This is a genomic window from Halobellus rufus (assembly GCF_000739575.1).
Taxonomy (GTDB): Archaea; Halobacteriota; Halobacteria; order Halobacteriales; family Haloferacaceae; genus Haloquadratum; species Haloquadratum rufum.
Genome location: NZ_BBJO01000016.1, coordinates 39,283 through 53,492 on the forward strand (window position 1 = coordinate 39,283; position 14,210 = coordinate 53,492).

Here is a 14,210-nt window from a genome sequence, read left to right on the forward strand (position 1 = left end):
GATCGACCGGGAGTGAGTCGATGACGATATCTGGGCCCCGCATCTCCGACAGCGTCTCGGTAGCGTTACTGTGACACGGCAACCCACACCACGAAAAGGGTTTTAGCGGGTGCTTCCCTATCCGCGGCCATGAGCGCTGATCGGGCCGTACTGGAATCGGCCCTCGAGCGCGGAGAGGAGGAGGGCGGCAACGTCGAGTTCAAAGAGCGGCTCTCGCGAGAGCTGCACCTCGCCGACGGTCGCCTGGAGAGCCTGGCGGCGCAACTGCGTCACCGCGTGCTCTCCGGGGACGGCACGGCGACCTACGTCGTCGGCGTGACCGACGACGGCGGGATCGCCGGGATCGCCCCCGAGAAGTTCTCCGAATCGATGGACGTCCTCTCGATTCTCGCAGAGGAGGCCGGCGCACACATCGAGGACGTCGAGACGTGGGGGGTCGGCGACGACGGCGACCGCGGACTCGTCGGTGTCGCGACCGTTCAGGAGGGTGCGATGCTCGACGTCGACGAGGACCACCTCGTCGTCGGGACCGCGGGCCACGTCGACCACGGGAAGTCGACGCTCGTCGGCTCGCTCGTCACCGGCACGGCCGACGACGGGCAGGGACAGACCCGCGGCTTCCTGGACGTTCAGCCTCACGAAGTCGAACGCGGTCTCTCGGCGGACCTCTCGTATGCGGTCTACGGGTTCACCGACGAGGGGACGGTCCACATGGACAACCCGCACCGCAAATCCGACCGCGCTCGCGTGGTCGAGGAGTCCGACCGGCTGGTCTCCTTCGTCGACACCGTCGGCCACGAGCCGTGGCTGCGGACGACCATCCGCGGGCTCGTCGGCCAGCGCCTCGATTACGGCCTGATCGTCGTCGCCGCCGACGACGGCCCGACGAAGACGACCAGAGAGCACCTCGGCATCCTGCTGGCGATGGAGCTCCCGACGGTCGTCGCGATCACGAAGGCCGACGCGGTCGAGGCAGACCGGCTCGCCGAAGTCGAGCGCGAGGTCGAGCGGCTGCTGCGGGATGTCGGACGGACGCCGCTGCGGGTCGATCGCCACGGCGTCGACGCCGCCGTGGACGAGATCAGCGACTCGGTCGTGCCGGTGCTGACGACCAGCGCGGTGACGATGGATGGCCTCGACGACCTCGATGCGATGTTCGAACAGCTCCCGAAGACGACCCGGGAGTCGGGCGCGGACTTCCGGATGTACGTCGACCGGACCTACTCGGTGACGGGGGTCGGTGCGGTCGCCTCCGGCACCGTCGACGCCGGCAGCGTCGAGGCCGGCGACGAACTCCTGGTGGGACCGATGCCCAATGGAGACTTCCGCGAGGTCGAGGTCCGCTCGATCGAGATGCACCACCACCGCGTCGACCGGGCGAAGGCGGGCCGGATCGTCGGTATCGCGCTGAAAGGCGTCAGCGAGGCCGAGATCGAGCGCGGGATGGCGCTGCTCTCTCCCGCGGCCGACCCCGACGCGGTCCGCTCCTTCGAGGCCGAGGTGATGGTTCTCAACCATCCGACGCGGATCCGCGAGGGGTACGAGCCAGTCGTCCATCTGGAGACGGTGAGCGAGGCGGTCGTGTTCAAACCCGAGGGCGGGCAGTTGCTCCCCGGCGACACCGGGACCGCGACGGTTGAGTTCAAGTTCCGGCCGTACTTCGTCGAGGAGGGCCAGCGCTTCGTCTTCCGCGAGGGCCAGTCGAAGGGCGTCGGAACCGTCGTCGACGTCGGCGGGACGGAGTAGCTGGGTCGACGGGAGACGGGACGTCGGCAAAACCGACGGCGCGACGTTGAAGTCCGCCGGGGTCCGAGTGTCCCGTAATGGTATCCACGGCCGCGATCGCGCTCGTCGTTCTTCTCGGGGGCGTACAGTTACTGGAGACGGTGCTCGACCGGCTGAACCTCCGGTACGGCGCTCGCGCCGTCCGCGACGCCGACGCGTGGGTCCGATCGGCGCTCGACGTCGACGACCCCGACGAGATGCTGGCGTATCAGCGCTCGAAGACGGTTCTCTCGAACGTCCAGTCGTGGCTCGGCGTCCTCGTCGTGCTGGCCGTCGTCGTGTCGGGGCTCTACGGCGACGTCGCGACGATGCTCTCGGGAACCGGCCTTCCGAGCGTCGCACAGGGCGTCCTGCTCCTCGCGGGGGCAGTCCTCGCCGGGCGGCTCTTCTCCGTTCCCTTCGACCTCTACGAGACGTTCGTCGTCGAGGAGCGCTTCGGATTCAATAACCAGACGCCGCTGCTGTGGCTGCGTGACCTCCTCGTCGGGACGGTCCTCGCGCTCGTTCTCGGTGGCGTCATCGCGGGGGCTGTCCTCCTCGCCGTCGAAGCGCTGCCCACACTCTGGCCGGTCGTCGGCTGGGCGCTCGTGGTCGGCTTCTCGCTTTCGATGATGGTCATCTACCCGCGCGTCGTCGCGCCACTTTTCAACGACTTCGAGCCGATCGAGTCCGGCGAGCTCAGGGAGGCCGTCGACGACGTCTTCGAGCGCGCGGGCTTCTCCTGCGAACAGGTCTACGAGATGGACGCCAGCCGGCGCTCCTCGCACTCGAACGCCTACTTCGTCGGGTTCGGCAGAGCCAAGCGGGTCGTCCTCTTCGACACGCTCGTCGAGCAGATGGATCGCGAGGCGATTCAGGCGGTCCTGGCGCACGAACTCGCCCACTGGAAGCGAAACCACATCTGGAAGCAGTTGGCCGCCTCAGCCGTCCAGATGGCCGTCGTCTTCGCGTTCCTCTGGTGGGTGACGACGTCGCAGTGGGTGTACGCCGCGTTCGGCCTGCCCGCGGAGACGTACGCCGCCCTCGGGATCGGCCTGCTGTACGCCGGGCCGCTGCTCTCGCTTTCGGCACCGCTGACCAATCAACTGTCACTCGCACACGAGCGCGAGGCCGACGACTTCGCCGCGCAGACGATGGGCGAAATCGAGTCGATGACGCGCGCGCTGGAGACGCTCGCTGGCGAGAACCTCTCCAATCCGTTCCCGCACCCGGCCTACGCTGCGTTCCATATGACGCATCCGCCGATCCCCGAGCGGATCCGTCGGCTTCGCGAACAGCACGGCGAGGGGGCTGGCGAGCGCGATATCGAGGTACCGCCGTCGGCCACGTAGCGAGCGCGGTGTCTGCGTTTGTAGCGAGGGCGCTCGGTCACTCGACCCGTACGTAGCCGCCGTCGCGCTCGGCGGCCAGATCCAAGAGCACGGCCCACCCGAGGATGCGCTCGACGCGCTCGCGCCACACGTCCCGCCAGTCGCCGGCGGCGCGGTGGGTCTCCCAGACGGGGACGCGTTCTTCGAACTCGTCGAACACCTCGTCGACGGTCCGTGGCTCGGAACTGAGACTGTCGAGCACCTCCCGCGCGCCGTAGACGCGTTCGCGAAACGCCGTACGGACCTGTTCGGGTGTCGGCTCCCGCTGTTTCCTGACGAACCCCGACGGTGTCTCCTCGGCGAGTTCGAGCGCCCGGAGGAAGGTGAGCCACGTCCGGGCGACGTCGCGACTGGGGAAACCGACCCGGCGCATCAGACGGGCACAGCAGTCGTCCTCGGTTCCGGGGACGAGCGGGACGGCGCGCTGGGCGTCGGCGACGAGGTCGAGCGACTCCGGGGGTTCGGGGAGGAGTTTGAAGCGCATCGGTTCCCTCCTAGGAACGGTAGTCGAACGAGTCGGCCAGGAGTTCCTCGCTCTTCTCACCGTGGACGTACGTCGGGCCGTCGACGACGTCTACCGTCACCTTCGCGGGCGCGAAGATCGTCTCGGGCACCTCGTAGAAGTCCCAGCCCGCGTCGTCGAAGATTTGCTCGAACGGCGTGCCGTACTCCTCGCCTGCGCTGGAGGGCACCGCGTCGAACTCCTCGAAGTCTTCGGCGACCGTGAGGTGCACTTCGCCGCCGTAGGCGACGGCGTCGTTCGTGCGGGCCATCGCGACGCTCTCGTCGTAGCTGACCGGCGCGACCGGCGCGGAGCCGAACGCCGACTGGACGTTGCGGACGTCGTAGCCGAGTTCGAAGAGCCGGAAGCACGCGAGTTCGGCGGCCCGGGCGGCCCCGGTGACGCTGCCGACGGTCGAGCCCGTGGCGTACGAGGGGAGGAAGACCGCACTGGGTTCGACGCCCGTCTGTTCGGCGACGTGCGCTGCGATCCGGTCGCCGGGGAGGTCGATGCTCTCGACAGCGAGGACGGTGAGGTCGAACTCGTCGAAGTACTCCATCGCGTGGAACTCGTCCTCCTCGGCGACGAGCGCGCGGGCGGGCCCGGAACCGAGGCCGTCGTACGGCGGGTCCTCGAAGGTGAGTTCCCACCCGGCCTTCTGCGAGCCGAGAAGTGAGAGCGCGGGGTGGTCGGTCTGCAGTTCGATATACGGTGTGGGCGCGCCCGCGACGTCGTCCATCCGCGATTGGACGGTCGAGAGGCCCGCCGTCTGGATCTCCGCGAGCAGCATTCCGGCCTCGATGCCGCCGGGCGAGTCCACACCGAAGTCGAGGACGGTCGCCCCCGACTCGAGTTCGTGCGGGACGACGCGGAGTTCCTCCGCGAAGTCGATGGCCTCATCGACGAGTTCGATGGCCATCCGATTGATCGAATCCATACAGGGCCGTTGGGCGTGATACGGTAAAGACGTTGGTTGTGTGGCCCGCACGGGACCGTTCGTCGTGTCCGAATTGTTGTATACAATGAAACAAAAACCATCTCGATCTCATCTCAGAACTCGAAGCACGGCGCGTGATTTTGAGCACGCTCTAGCACGTTCGGCGCACTCCACGGCTCCGAAGCGTCATCCACCGCGATGGCAACGGGACTTTACGTGCTTCTCCCCTACGTCGATGCGTGAATTCTCACGACGTTCGGCGAGCGTGGGCAGACCGCTCCGGAGCGTACTCCCCGGAGTACTACGCCTACCACGGTCCGAACGAGACGAGCGATCGCCTCTGCGGCATTCTCGACCGGTTCCTCGATCGAAACGCGGCCGTCTTGGAGCTCGGGTGTAGCTCGGGCCGCCACCTCGCGTCTCTCTACGACCTCGGCTTCGAGAACCTCTCCGGTATCGACATCAACGACAGCGCCTTCGAGGTGATGGAGAGCGAGTACCCCGAACTGGCTGCGGCCGGAACGTTCTATCGTCGCCCGATCGAGGATGTCGTCGTCGAATTCGACGACGACGAGTTCGACGCGGTCTACTCCGTCGAGACGCTCCAGCACATCCACCCGGAGTCTGAGTGGGTGTTCGAGGAACTCGCCCGAATCACGTCCGAAGTACTCGTCACCGTGGAGAACGAGGGGGATTCGGGAGACGCAGCAGTGACCGATCCGGGAGTGAACTACGTCGACGGCGAGTTCCCGCTCTACTACCGCGATTGGAACGCGGTGTTCACCGAGCTGGGATTCGCCGAAATTGAGGCCAGCGTCGGACAGCGAGATACCGTCCGGACGTTCCGAGCCGCGCCCTGACGGAGCTACCGAGGGCGACGACCGCCTGCGTTTCTGCCGACGTCGCTTCCGACTCGCTCAGCGCCGAGCGTGGTGACTGCGGGTCAAGTCTTCGGGAGTGAACGGATTGTTAAAATATCGCGAGTGTCGTAGCCGGATCGAACCGGAGTTAGCTCGCTCGCGCGGCGTCGATAGCCATTCCGGAGGAACGCAGACTCGATTGGGTCTCGTCGGTCGAGCCATCGTTAGTCGAGCCGTCCGTGGAGCCATCGTCGGTGGAGCCGTCGTCACCGGAGCCGCCGCCGATCTGCAGTTCTTGTTCGGTGCGTTCGAGTTCGACGCTAAGGTTGCCGTCCTCAGCGCCGTTGACGTCACCCTCCGAAACCGAAAGGTTCGATTGGTAGGTGACAATCGAGCCGTTCTCGAACTCACCGGGTGCGGAGATCGTGTATGGGCCGGTTGCGCGCACGCTGACGTTCGTGTAGCCTTCGTCGGGACCGTACTCGTCGTAGCCGGTCGTCGAGTACGGCAGCGTCATCTCGAAGTTCCCGTTTTCGTCGGTTTCAGCGCGCTGAGCGTAGGTGAACGTCGAGTTCGTGTTGGGGATTCGAAGTTCAGTCTGAGCGGTGATATTCGTGTTCGCAGGCGCGCCGCTGCCCTCGACAGTGGCACCGGGCACGCGCTCGAAGGTCTTCACCCATGCGGGGTTACTCGGAACAGCGGCCTGTGGGTTGACGCCGGCGATCTGGGAGTTCCGGCCGGTCGTCTGCAGGATCGAGTTGGCTGCGGAACTGTTGCTGACGTGCGCCAACCGGTAGTGTTCGAGCGCCTCGACACGCTCGGCCGGGTACGCGCCGATTCCTCCAATTTGGGCGGAGCCGTCTTCCTCGACGAATTCCTCGGCGGCACTCATATTGTCGAACGTCCGGACGAAGGTTTCACCCTGTGGGTTTGCGGGAACGGTAACTGAATCGCCGCCCTGTGTCTGAACCTGTCGCTCCTCCCAGTCGTAGACGACCGGTGACGGATTCCGAGCGCTACCGTGGTAGTAGTACAGCCTCGTCATCGTGCTGTCGTAGAAGCGATCGGTGCGCATTGAGGTCGTCCCGACGAAGCGTCCCTCGTTCTCATCGTCGAAACGGTACATCGTCTGCAGGAAGTCCTGACGGGAGACGTTCTCTTCGGCGTTGTAGAAGACAGTCGGTGCGCCGAACTTCGAGCCCGGCGTGGCCATCTGCCAGTCGACCATCACATAGCGCGTTTGGTCGCCCTCGGTACTCTGAGAGGCGAGGACTTCTTCAGACTGGGTCTCATTCGGCGCGAGCAGGAAGTTCGCGGCCGTATCGGCATTCTGTTGGAACGGGTTCGCGTTCGGAATCCGTTCTCCGTTGACGGTGATCCAATGGCCGTAGTCCCACCACGACATTACGCCGTAGGCTCCGTCTGGGTAGTCGAAGTCGTCGGTGTACTCGTACGTTCCGTAGTACTCCATTTCGTCCGCATTGCCTGCTCCACCAAGGTTTCCTTCTTCAGGTGTGTTACCCTGCATCCACTCGAGGGATTCGTCCCAGACGGTGACTTCGTCAGGGTTGTTGTTCTGTGCAGACTGCCACGCCGTCGCGGTTTGGGTGTTTCCGACGGTGACTGGGACTGCAAGAACGGGGGCGAGCACGAGCAGTAGCGCAGCGACGACTGCGAGCACTTGGTAGCCGTCGATATCGTCGACACTTTCGATGTCCGGAATGCCGAGGTACTTCGAGTTGACGACCTGGCCGACGAGGTAGGCATTCATCACTGCGACGCCGGGTGCGAGGTAGTAGTTGAAGCGCACCTGCGTGAACGCGGCAGAGGTAATAAAGGCGATCCAGACAAGCACGAAGAGCTTCTCGGGTTCGTAATCAGCCTGCAGGATCGCGCCCACGATGAGGGCGGTGACGATAATGAGGCTGACGAGCGAGGATTCGATACCGATCGCGTTGCCGATGCCAGTCGGGATTGCGGGGATGAGGAAGAGCAATCCGATCACTGCGAGCGCGCCTGCGACGTAGCCCGTCTTTTGGATGTCTTCGTCTTTTATTAGGGGCTTCGCTGCGAGCCAGATTGCCGCTGCGAGCGCGGAGAAGAAGGTAAAGCCGTACTGGGGGATGACCTGCTCGGAGAAGGAGGCTCCCTGGGCGAGCATCGGCTGGGCTTCCCCGATCGTCCGGGTCGTCGCGGTGGCGCTGAACCCGACCGTATTGAGGAAGTTACTGACGATGCTGCCGTAGACGCTCGGGAGGATCACGGAGAAGAGCCCAAGCGAGATGGCGACGATGCCAAACACCGCGATAGGGTAGCCACGGTCGTCAAGATCGTTCGACTCCCACAGTCGGGCGAGGCCCGCGAGGAAGACCGCGCCGAGGCCGACTGCGAGTGGGAGGATCACTTGGAGCAGCGTGAAGCCGGTGACGCCGAATCCAGGCTCGTTAATCCGGACGACCATCAAAATCGCAGCGACGATCATCGAGACGCCTGCGACAAAGGCGACGTGTTCGGGGGAATCCCCTTGGATGTGGGAGGCGACCATCTGTAGGAGGAAGTACACGCCGGTGATCCCAACGAGCAGGATGCCTGGCGGCCACACCCACATATACATCGCGATGGCGAAGCCCGCAAGCGCGGCCCACTTCAGCGAGCCGCGAAGCCCGTCGAGATCGCGGTCGACGATGAGTTCCCAGACTGGCCGTTCACGTTCGGCGACTGTGAGAGCGACCATCGTCGCGAAGACGGCGATCATCATAAACAGCGGCTCAGCGACGTTGTGGTCGGCAAACCCAACGAGGCTCCGGCGCAGGAACGTCCCGGGCAGGAGCATCAGGATGATCGCTGCGAAGACACCACCGAGTTTTCCACCCAGACGCTTGCCGACGGCGTACGTCGGGAGTGCAACGAGTGCGCCTAGAATGGCGGGTGTAACGAGCAGGGTTTTGGCGATGAGTTCTTGAGAGGGATCGCCTAGGCCAACGATCAGGGCAGCTGTCGCGATCAGCTGATCGTAGAGGGTTCCGAACTGGCCTGCTAGGTTCCCATAGGGGAATCCAGTCCACGGATCGAACGGCATCGTGGAGGGCCAGTTTCGAACTGTGTAATTCACTTGTCGGAGGTGATACCACGCGTCGTTCCCCGAGAAGAACACTTCGCCGTTCTGGAGGAAGTTGTCGTACGTCTGGAGGCGAATCCAGAGCATCACGGCGACGACGGCCGAGAGGACCGCCTTCGGGTAGTGTTCTCGGAGGAGAGCTACAACGGAGGGCGAGTTGTCTCCTTGCGACTCACTCATTGTCACGAACGACTGGTAATACGTTCATAAGCCTTGTGATGCGGTTTTTCGGGGTATCCGTTGGCCGTTTTGCTGACTGAAACCTATTTAATGGCGGCTACATAACTCCGCGGTATGCAAGCAGTCGTCCTTGCGGCTGGAGAAGGCACGCGTCTCCGCCCGCTCACGGAAGACAAGCCAAAGGGGATGGTTGAAGTTGCGGGTAAGCCAATCCTTACTCACTGTTTCGAGCAACTGGTAGAGTTGGGGGCAGACAAACTCGTCGTGATCGTCGGCTACAAGAAACAGAATATCATTAGCCACTACGGCGACGAGTTCGAGGGTATTCCTATTACCTACGCCCACCAGCGTGAGCAAAACGGACTGGCTCACGCGTTGTTGAAAGCCGAAGAGCACGTTGAAGATGACTTTATGTTGATGCTCGGTGACAACATCTTCCAGGCGAATCTGGGGGATGTGGTTAATCGCCAGCAGGAAGATCGAGCAGATGCGGCGTTCTTAGTGGAGGAGGTACCCTACGAGGAAGCGAGTCGGTACGGCGTGTGTGATACGAATGATTATGGAGAGATTCAGGAAGTTGTCGAGAAGCCCGACGATCCTCCGTCTAATTTGGTGATGACCGGGTTCTACACGTTCTCGCCGGCGATTTTCCACGCGTGTAAATTAGTTCAGCCATCCGATCGCGGGGAGTACGAGTTATCTGATGCGATCGATCTCCTGATTCAAAGCGGGCGGACGATTGATGCGATTCCGATGGATGGCTGGCGGATCGACGTTGGATACCCAGAAGATCGAGAAGAGGCAGAGGAACGGTTAAACGCAAAACGTGATCAAGCCACATCGTAATCAGAAAATGGCGTTCTGAAGGTCTTGTAGAATTCGTATTTGTCTACTGATAGATCACCAGTCCGTGAGTGGGAATCTCGAAGGCAGATTGTCGGTGACCGTCGTTCGGAAGCGCGCTGAAATTTCAAATAGAACGAGGAAATACACTGCTGCCCCCAAGGTGACGAGCGTTAATACTACTGCGAGGTTATTATTCACGCTCAGATAGGCCGATTCAAGCCATAAACCGATATAAACAGCAACCCCCATAACTCCAGCTGCAGTCCATTGCTTTATAATATCATCAATTGGAATAGAAAAGTCGATCAGCGAAGAGAGATAAATGTACGCTACTCCCAAGCTTATCGCAACTGACGAAGCAGTTGCAACTGCCGCACCAATGATTCCATAGAACGGGATCAATCCGAGGTTCAACGTCACATTTGCCACGATGAATATTGTGTTGATTCGAAATGCGATATCTGGTCTATCGATAGCGTTGAGAGTCGTCGTGAATTGTCGTTGGTAGCCCTGAATGAGGGTAGCAACAATGAGGGCTGAAAGGACAACCGTGCCCTGTGTGAATTCCTCGCCGTATACTCGAAGGAGGTGTTCACCAAGGAGGCTGCTGCCAACTAATCCCGGTATCAAAATCAGTCCCGCATACGCGAGTGCCGTCTCAAATAACCCTGCCGCTGATTGGGGGTCGTCTTCGGCTGAGACTGAACTCATCTCAGGGAACAGTGTTTGACTGAGCGATCCGCCAAACAACATCAAAAAGACCGCAATGTTCCACGCTGCAGTATATACTCCAATAATCGACGATGATACGAAAAAGCCGAGAATTGCGATATCAACCCAATTGAAGGCACGCGAACGGAGAGAACCCAGCCAGGAGTATTTGGCGTAGGAGATAAGATCACGATAATGCCTGCGGAGCGGGAGTGAGGCCCCCGTCAGATGGCGGGCAATGATCCAAAGTCCAACTACTGATACGAGTAGATACCCAACGGCATATCCAACAAAGAGGCCTGTGATGCCGACTCCAGCGAGAAGTGCAGTGATCTGTACGATACTTCGGCTTCCGATTCTGACAGGGGTCAGGGCACCAGAGATATGGACAAGGTGTTGACCATTCAGTATCGCGTTTACTATCGACTGGGCGAGGTTGACAAACAAAAACAATATCACAATTTCTGCGGCAGAGTATCCGATGTAATCGTTTACTTGCTGCTGAAAAATGAGAACGAATACAGACATAACCACGAACAGCCCTGTACTGATTGTCCCTCCAGCGATTGCGTAAGCTGCTTCGTCCTCGCTGTCACTGATGCGCTTCGTTACAGCGCCTCGAACCCCCATCGTGACAGCAATCCCTAGCCAGGATACCATCGAAATGATAAGATAATAGATTCCGAGCGTATCTGAGCCGAGAATGCGGGCAATAGCGATCGTTGCGACGAACCCCAAAGCAGACGCCAGTAGCCGTGATACAAAATGAATGATCGACGTCTGACCCAACCGCATACGTATCCTGCTGATGGTGAGGACAATAAGACCTCCTTTTTACTACTGGAGTGTCCGTCCGACGCACCATACCGTGCAGATTCGTCTTGGAATCGATACGTCGGTTACTCGTCTAAGTATCCAAGTGCAGCCAAGTCCTTGCGGAATTCGCGCCTGTCGACGTCGGAAGCGACTCTGACTGGATCGAAGTCTCGATCGAGTTCTTTTTCTAACTGCTCTCGTTCTCCCGGTGGTATCTCTTCAATTGGGATTATCTCTTCATCATCAGCTGTAAGACGCGTCGAGAGACGCTCATCTCCTCTGTCGATTAGTTTGTATTCCGTTCCTCGAACTCCACGAAGTTCATCACGGTAGTTTGGAACTTCGGCGTAGGCGTACTCTGAGCCACTCTTAGTGAGCTCGAAAAGACCCGTTCCTTCTACGATCGACTCCTTTAATAATCGAAGCGGTGCCTGCCCGTCGACGGATTTCGACGGTTTATCGGGATGATAGACGATAAGTGGGACAGCAATGAGCGTATCCCACAGTTCGTCCGCGTGACCAAACTTCTCGAACTCTCCGAAACCCTCTCCGTGGTCACCCGTCACAATGATGAGTGAATTTTTGAGTTCCCCCTCGGCACGGAGATGATCGACGATACGACCGATCTGCTCGTCGACGTACCGAACTGAGCAGTCGTAGACGTACTCCATCTCGGGGATATCTTCATCAGTGATCTCATCTTGGGCACTCCTGGTCTTCTGTGAGAGTCGTTTGATTCGCTCCTTCGAGTAGACTCGGCCGTATTGTTGCTGGATGCGCTCAGGCGACAGATACGGGTGGTGAGTATCCATATAGTGCATCCACAAGAATCGCTTTCTATCGGTTTCAGCCATCCAATCGAGCGCTCTATCGGTGATGATTTCGGCCCCTTCGTTTCTCAAAAAGAGACTGCGACCGAGAAGTTCCATCGCGAGGTTATTCGCGTGATGTGCCAACTGCATCAGTGGCGTGTCCTCTATTGCGTCACGGACTTTGAGTCGCCATACGCCGCGGTCGTTTTCCTCTCGCGCTTCCCTACTGACGTCATCGAAGAGGTCGAATCCGCGATCGATGTTGTATCGTCTGGCTGTGAAATTGTTGTGGCTGAACCCTGCCGTAGCAAACCCGCGATCAGCGAGTTCCTCGGCGATCGTAAGTGGCTCCGTCCCGGATTTGGGTAAGCCGTACTCGTCGAACTCTGAGGGATATTTGCCGGTGAGCATCGACGGGATCGAATCTCGTGTTGAGGGGCCGGGGGCGACTCCGGGCTGAAATTCAATCGCGTCTTCTGCGAGTTCATCGAGTGTCGGTGTCAATGGCACCCCGTTGCGGCTCGCGTGGATACGATCGAACCGCAACGAATCCGCAGACAGGAGAATGATGTTGGCGAATTCATCCGCCGGAGCGGAGTCGCTCTGGTCGCTCATACTGTACGGGATTCGGGTGAGTCAATTAGCCTTTTGGAATTGTTGACTTTCACTATGGAGTACTTCTCTCTTAGCTGAAAGTAGGCGCTAAGCCCCCTTCCTCAGCGAGCGACGTCAGCCGTGAGCGAGTAGGGAAGGGTAGTTCACACGATAGACCGATTCCATTCGACTCTGGGGATCGAATCAGCATCGTTTTATCCACTTACCAATAGCTCCTTACGAACGATGGGAGGTTCATTCTGGGACTGGGTAGGAGAACACTGCGAACAAATCACGTCCGACCCAATTCGCGGTCTGATGCACGCGGTTTTCACGGTATATCTCGGACTCTGGTATACGATTACATCTCGCTGGCCCTTCGGAACGCACATCTACGATAAGGATTGGGATTTGCTGATAATCCTCGATGCGTGTCGGGTAGATGTCCTCGAAGATGTTGCCGACGAGTACGACTTCATCGAGACCGTGGAGTCGCGCTGGTCTATCGGAAGCCACTCTCACGAATGGCTCGCGAAGACGTTTTCCGAGAAGTACTCGGACGAAATCGCGAACACCGCTTATATTAGCGGCAATGGACACACTCACGAGACGTTTATCGAGAAAGACCACCCACCAGATGAGACCGTGCCGTTCTGCTGGCCGAAATGGCAGACTGTCGGGACGGACGATTTCGGCCAGTTGGATATGCTCTGGGAGACAGCACACCAAGACAAGCTCGGCGTTCCTCCACGTGCAATCACTGACCGGACTGTCGAAATCGCGCGCGAATCGGATTATGATCGGCTGATCGCCCATTATATGCAGCCGCATATTCCGTACATCGCCGGGGCGTTGGCGGAGGATCGGACACCAACTGATGTAGAAGCAAAGGGGTGGAAACTGCTCGAATCAGAAGGGGCGAATTACAATGAGGTCTGGCAACTCTATGAGGAGAACTTGCGGCTTGTGCTTAACGAAGTCGAATTACTGCTAGAGAATGTGGATGCCGAAAACGCTCTTGTGACTGCCGATCACGGGAACGCATTCGGCGAGTACTCGATTTATGGTCATCCCGAAGGAATGCTATTGCCCTGTGTGAAGAAAATTCCTTGGGTGGAATCTGACGCAACAAACAGAGAAACGTATGAATCTACAACCGATCACTCACATAACGGAACCAACAAAACAGATATTGAGGATCACCTTGAGGATTTGGGATATCTGTAGGTGTATTCCGTTCAATAATTACTTCAAAAGAAGAGCTATTACACCAGACTCAATTTATTTTAATAACAATGGCGCTTGATGACTTAATAGCGCAAATTAGTCACGCTTACGCTACATATGGACCTATAACTGGAAGCCACCTCACTGCGTCAAAAAATAGTTGAGCGCATACTAGCTCGGATAGGGTCACAGATCAATTACGGTTACCGGCCACTTGACTACGATTGGGACGTTATGATAATTTCTGGATGCCTGTCGTGCTGACTTATTCCAGGAATTCGCTCCAGATCACCCCGTGTACGATCGTTTCGACAGCGTTTCTTCCAGTATTCGTGTGCGAGTACCAGTAGAGAGTGGTTCAAAAAGGGATTCGGTTCGGTATCTGATGACGAGACCTCGAACGTACACTACGTTACGCAGAACCCGTTTTTGCCGAGAGCCGGCTCAAATAG

General features: G+C 59.4%; 10 protein-coding genes. 5 read left to right on the top strand and 5 right to left on the bottom strand.

What is annotated here, in order from left to right; all coding sequences use genetic code 11:
* The first annotated feature begins 129 nt into the window (after positions 1 to 129).
* Together ACP99_RS08810 and ACP99_RS08815 are read left to right on the top strand one after the other, a co-directional pair.
* Positions 130 to 1,746: a GTPBP1 family GTP-binding protein gene (locus ACP99_RS08810; protein ID WP_049986249.1), complete on the top strand. Its 1,617-nt coding sequence runs from the start codon at positions 130 to 132 to the stop codon at positions 1,744 to 1,746.
* 77 nt (positions 1,747 to 1,823) lie between these two features.
* Positions 1,824 to 3,116: a M48 family metallopeptidase gene (locus ACP99_RS08815; RefSeq protein ID WP_049986250.1), complete on the top strand. Its 1,293-nt coding sequence runs from the start codon at positions 1,824 to 1,826 to the stop codon at positions 3,114 to 3,116.
* Positions 3,117 to 3,153: 37 nt separating this feature from the next.
* Here the strand turns inward: ACP99_RS08815 and ACP99_RS08820 are convergent, their stop codons facing one another.
* A complete protein-coding gene (locus ACP99_RS08820) occupies positions 3,154 to 3,639 on the bottom strand; it encodes a hypothetical protein (protein ID WP_049986251.1) in 486 nt (161 codons plus the stop codon).
* Positions 3,640 to 3,649: 10 nt separating this feature from the next.
* The gene (mch, locus tag ACP99_RS08825; protein WP_049986252.1) at positions 3,650 to 4,594 is read right to left on the bottom strand and encodes a methenyltetrahydromethanopterin cyclohydrolase; all 945 of its coding nucleotides are present in this window, start codon (positions 4,592 to 4,594) and stop codon (positions 3,650 to 3,652) included.
* A gap of 239 nt (positions 4,595 to 4,833) precedes the next feature.
* Here mch and ACP99_RS08830 point away from each other — a divergent pair, with 239 nt between their 5' ends.
* Positions 4,834 to 5,454, top strand: a complete 621-nt coding sequence (locus tag ACP99_RS08830; RefSeq protein WP_049986253.1) for a class I SAM-dependent methyltransferase — start codon at positions 4,834 to 4,836, stop codon at positions 5,452 to 5,454.
* A gap of 148 nt (positions 5,455 to 5,602) precedes the next feature.
* On the opposite strand, the gene ACP99_RS08835 is transcribed toward ACP99_RS08830, so the two are convergent.
* On the bottom strand, positions 5,603 to 8,752 hold the full coding sequence (locus ACP99_RS08835) for an oligosaccharyl transferase, archaeosortase A system-associated (RefSeq protein ID WP_049986254.1): 3,150 nt from the start codon (positions 8,750 to 8,752) through the stop codon (positions 5,603 to 5,605).
* A gap of 114 nt (positions 8,753 to 8,866) precedes the next feature.
* Here ACP99_RS08835 and aglF point away from each other — a divergent pair, with 114 nt between their 5' ends.
* Positions 8,867 to 9,598, top strand: a complete 732-nt coding sequence (gene aglF / locus ACP99_RS08840; protein ID WP_049986255.1) for a UTP--glucose-1-phosphate uridylyltransferase AglF — start codon at positions 8,867 to 8,869, stop codon at positions 9,596 to 9,598.
* Between the two features lie 54 nt (positions 9,599 to 9,652).
* On the opposite strand, the gene ACP99_RS08845 is transcribed toward aglF, so the two are convergent.
* Together ACP99_RS08845 and ACP99_RS08850 are read right to left on the bottom strand one after the other, a co-directional pair.
* The gene (locus ACP99_RS08845; RefSeq protein ID WP_049986256.1) at positions 9,653 to 11,104 is read right to left on the bottom strand and encodes an oligosaccharide flippase family protein; all 1,452 of its coding nucleotides are present in this window, start codon (positions 11,102 to 11,104) and stop codon (positions 9,653 to 9,655) included.
* Between the two features lie 104 nt (positions 11,105 to 11,208).
* Complete coding sequence (locus tag ACP99_RS08850) at positions 11,209 to 12,552, bottom strand: sulfatase (RefSeq protein ID WP_049986257.1); 1,344 nt, start codon at positions 12,550 to 12,552, stop codon at positions 11,209 to 11,211.
* Positions 12,553 to 12,777: 225 nt separating this feature from the next.
* Between ACP99_RS08850 and ACP99_RS08855 the strand changes: the two genes are divergently transcribed.
* Positions 12,778 to 13,758 carry a hypothetical protein gene (locus tag ACP99_RS08855; RefSeq protein ID WP_049986258.1) on the top strand — a complete coding sequence of 327 codons (981 nt, stop codon included), beginning with the start codon at positions 12,778 to 12,780 and terminating at the stop codon, positions 13,756 to 13,758.
* Positions 13,759 to 14,210: the final 452 nt, after the last annotated feature.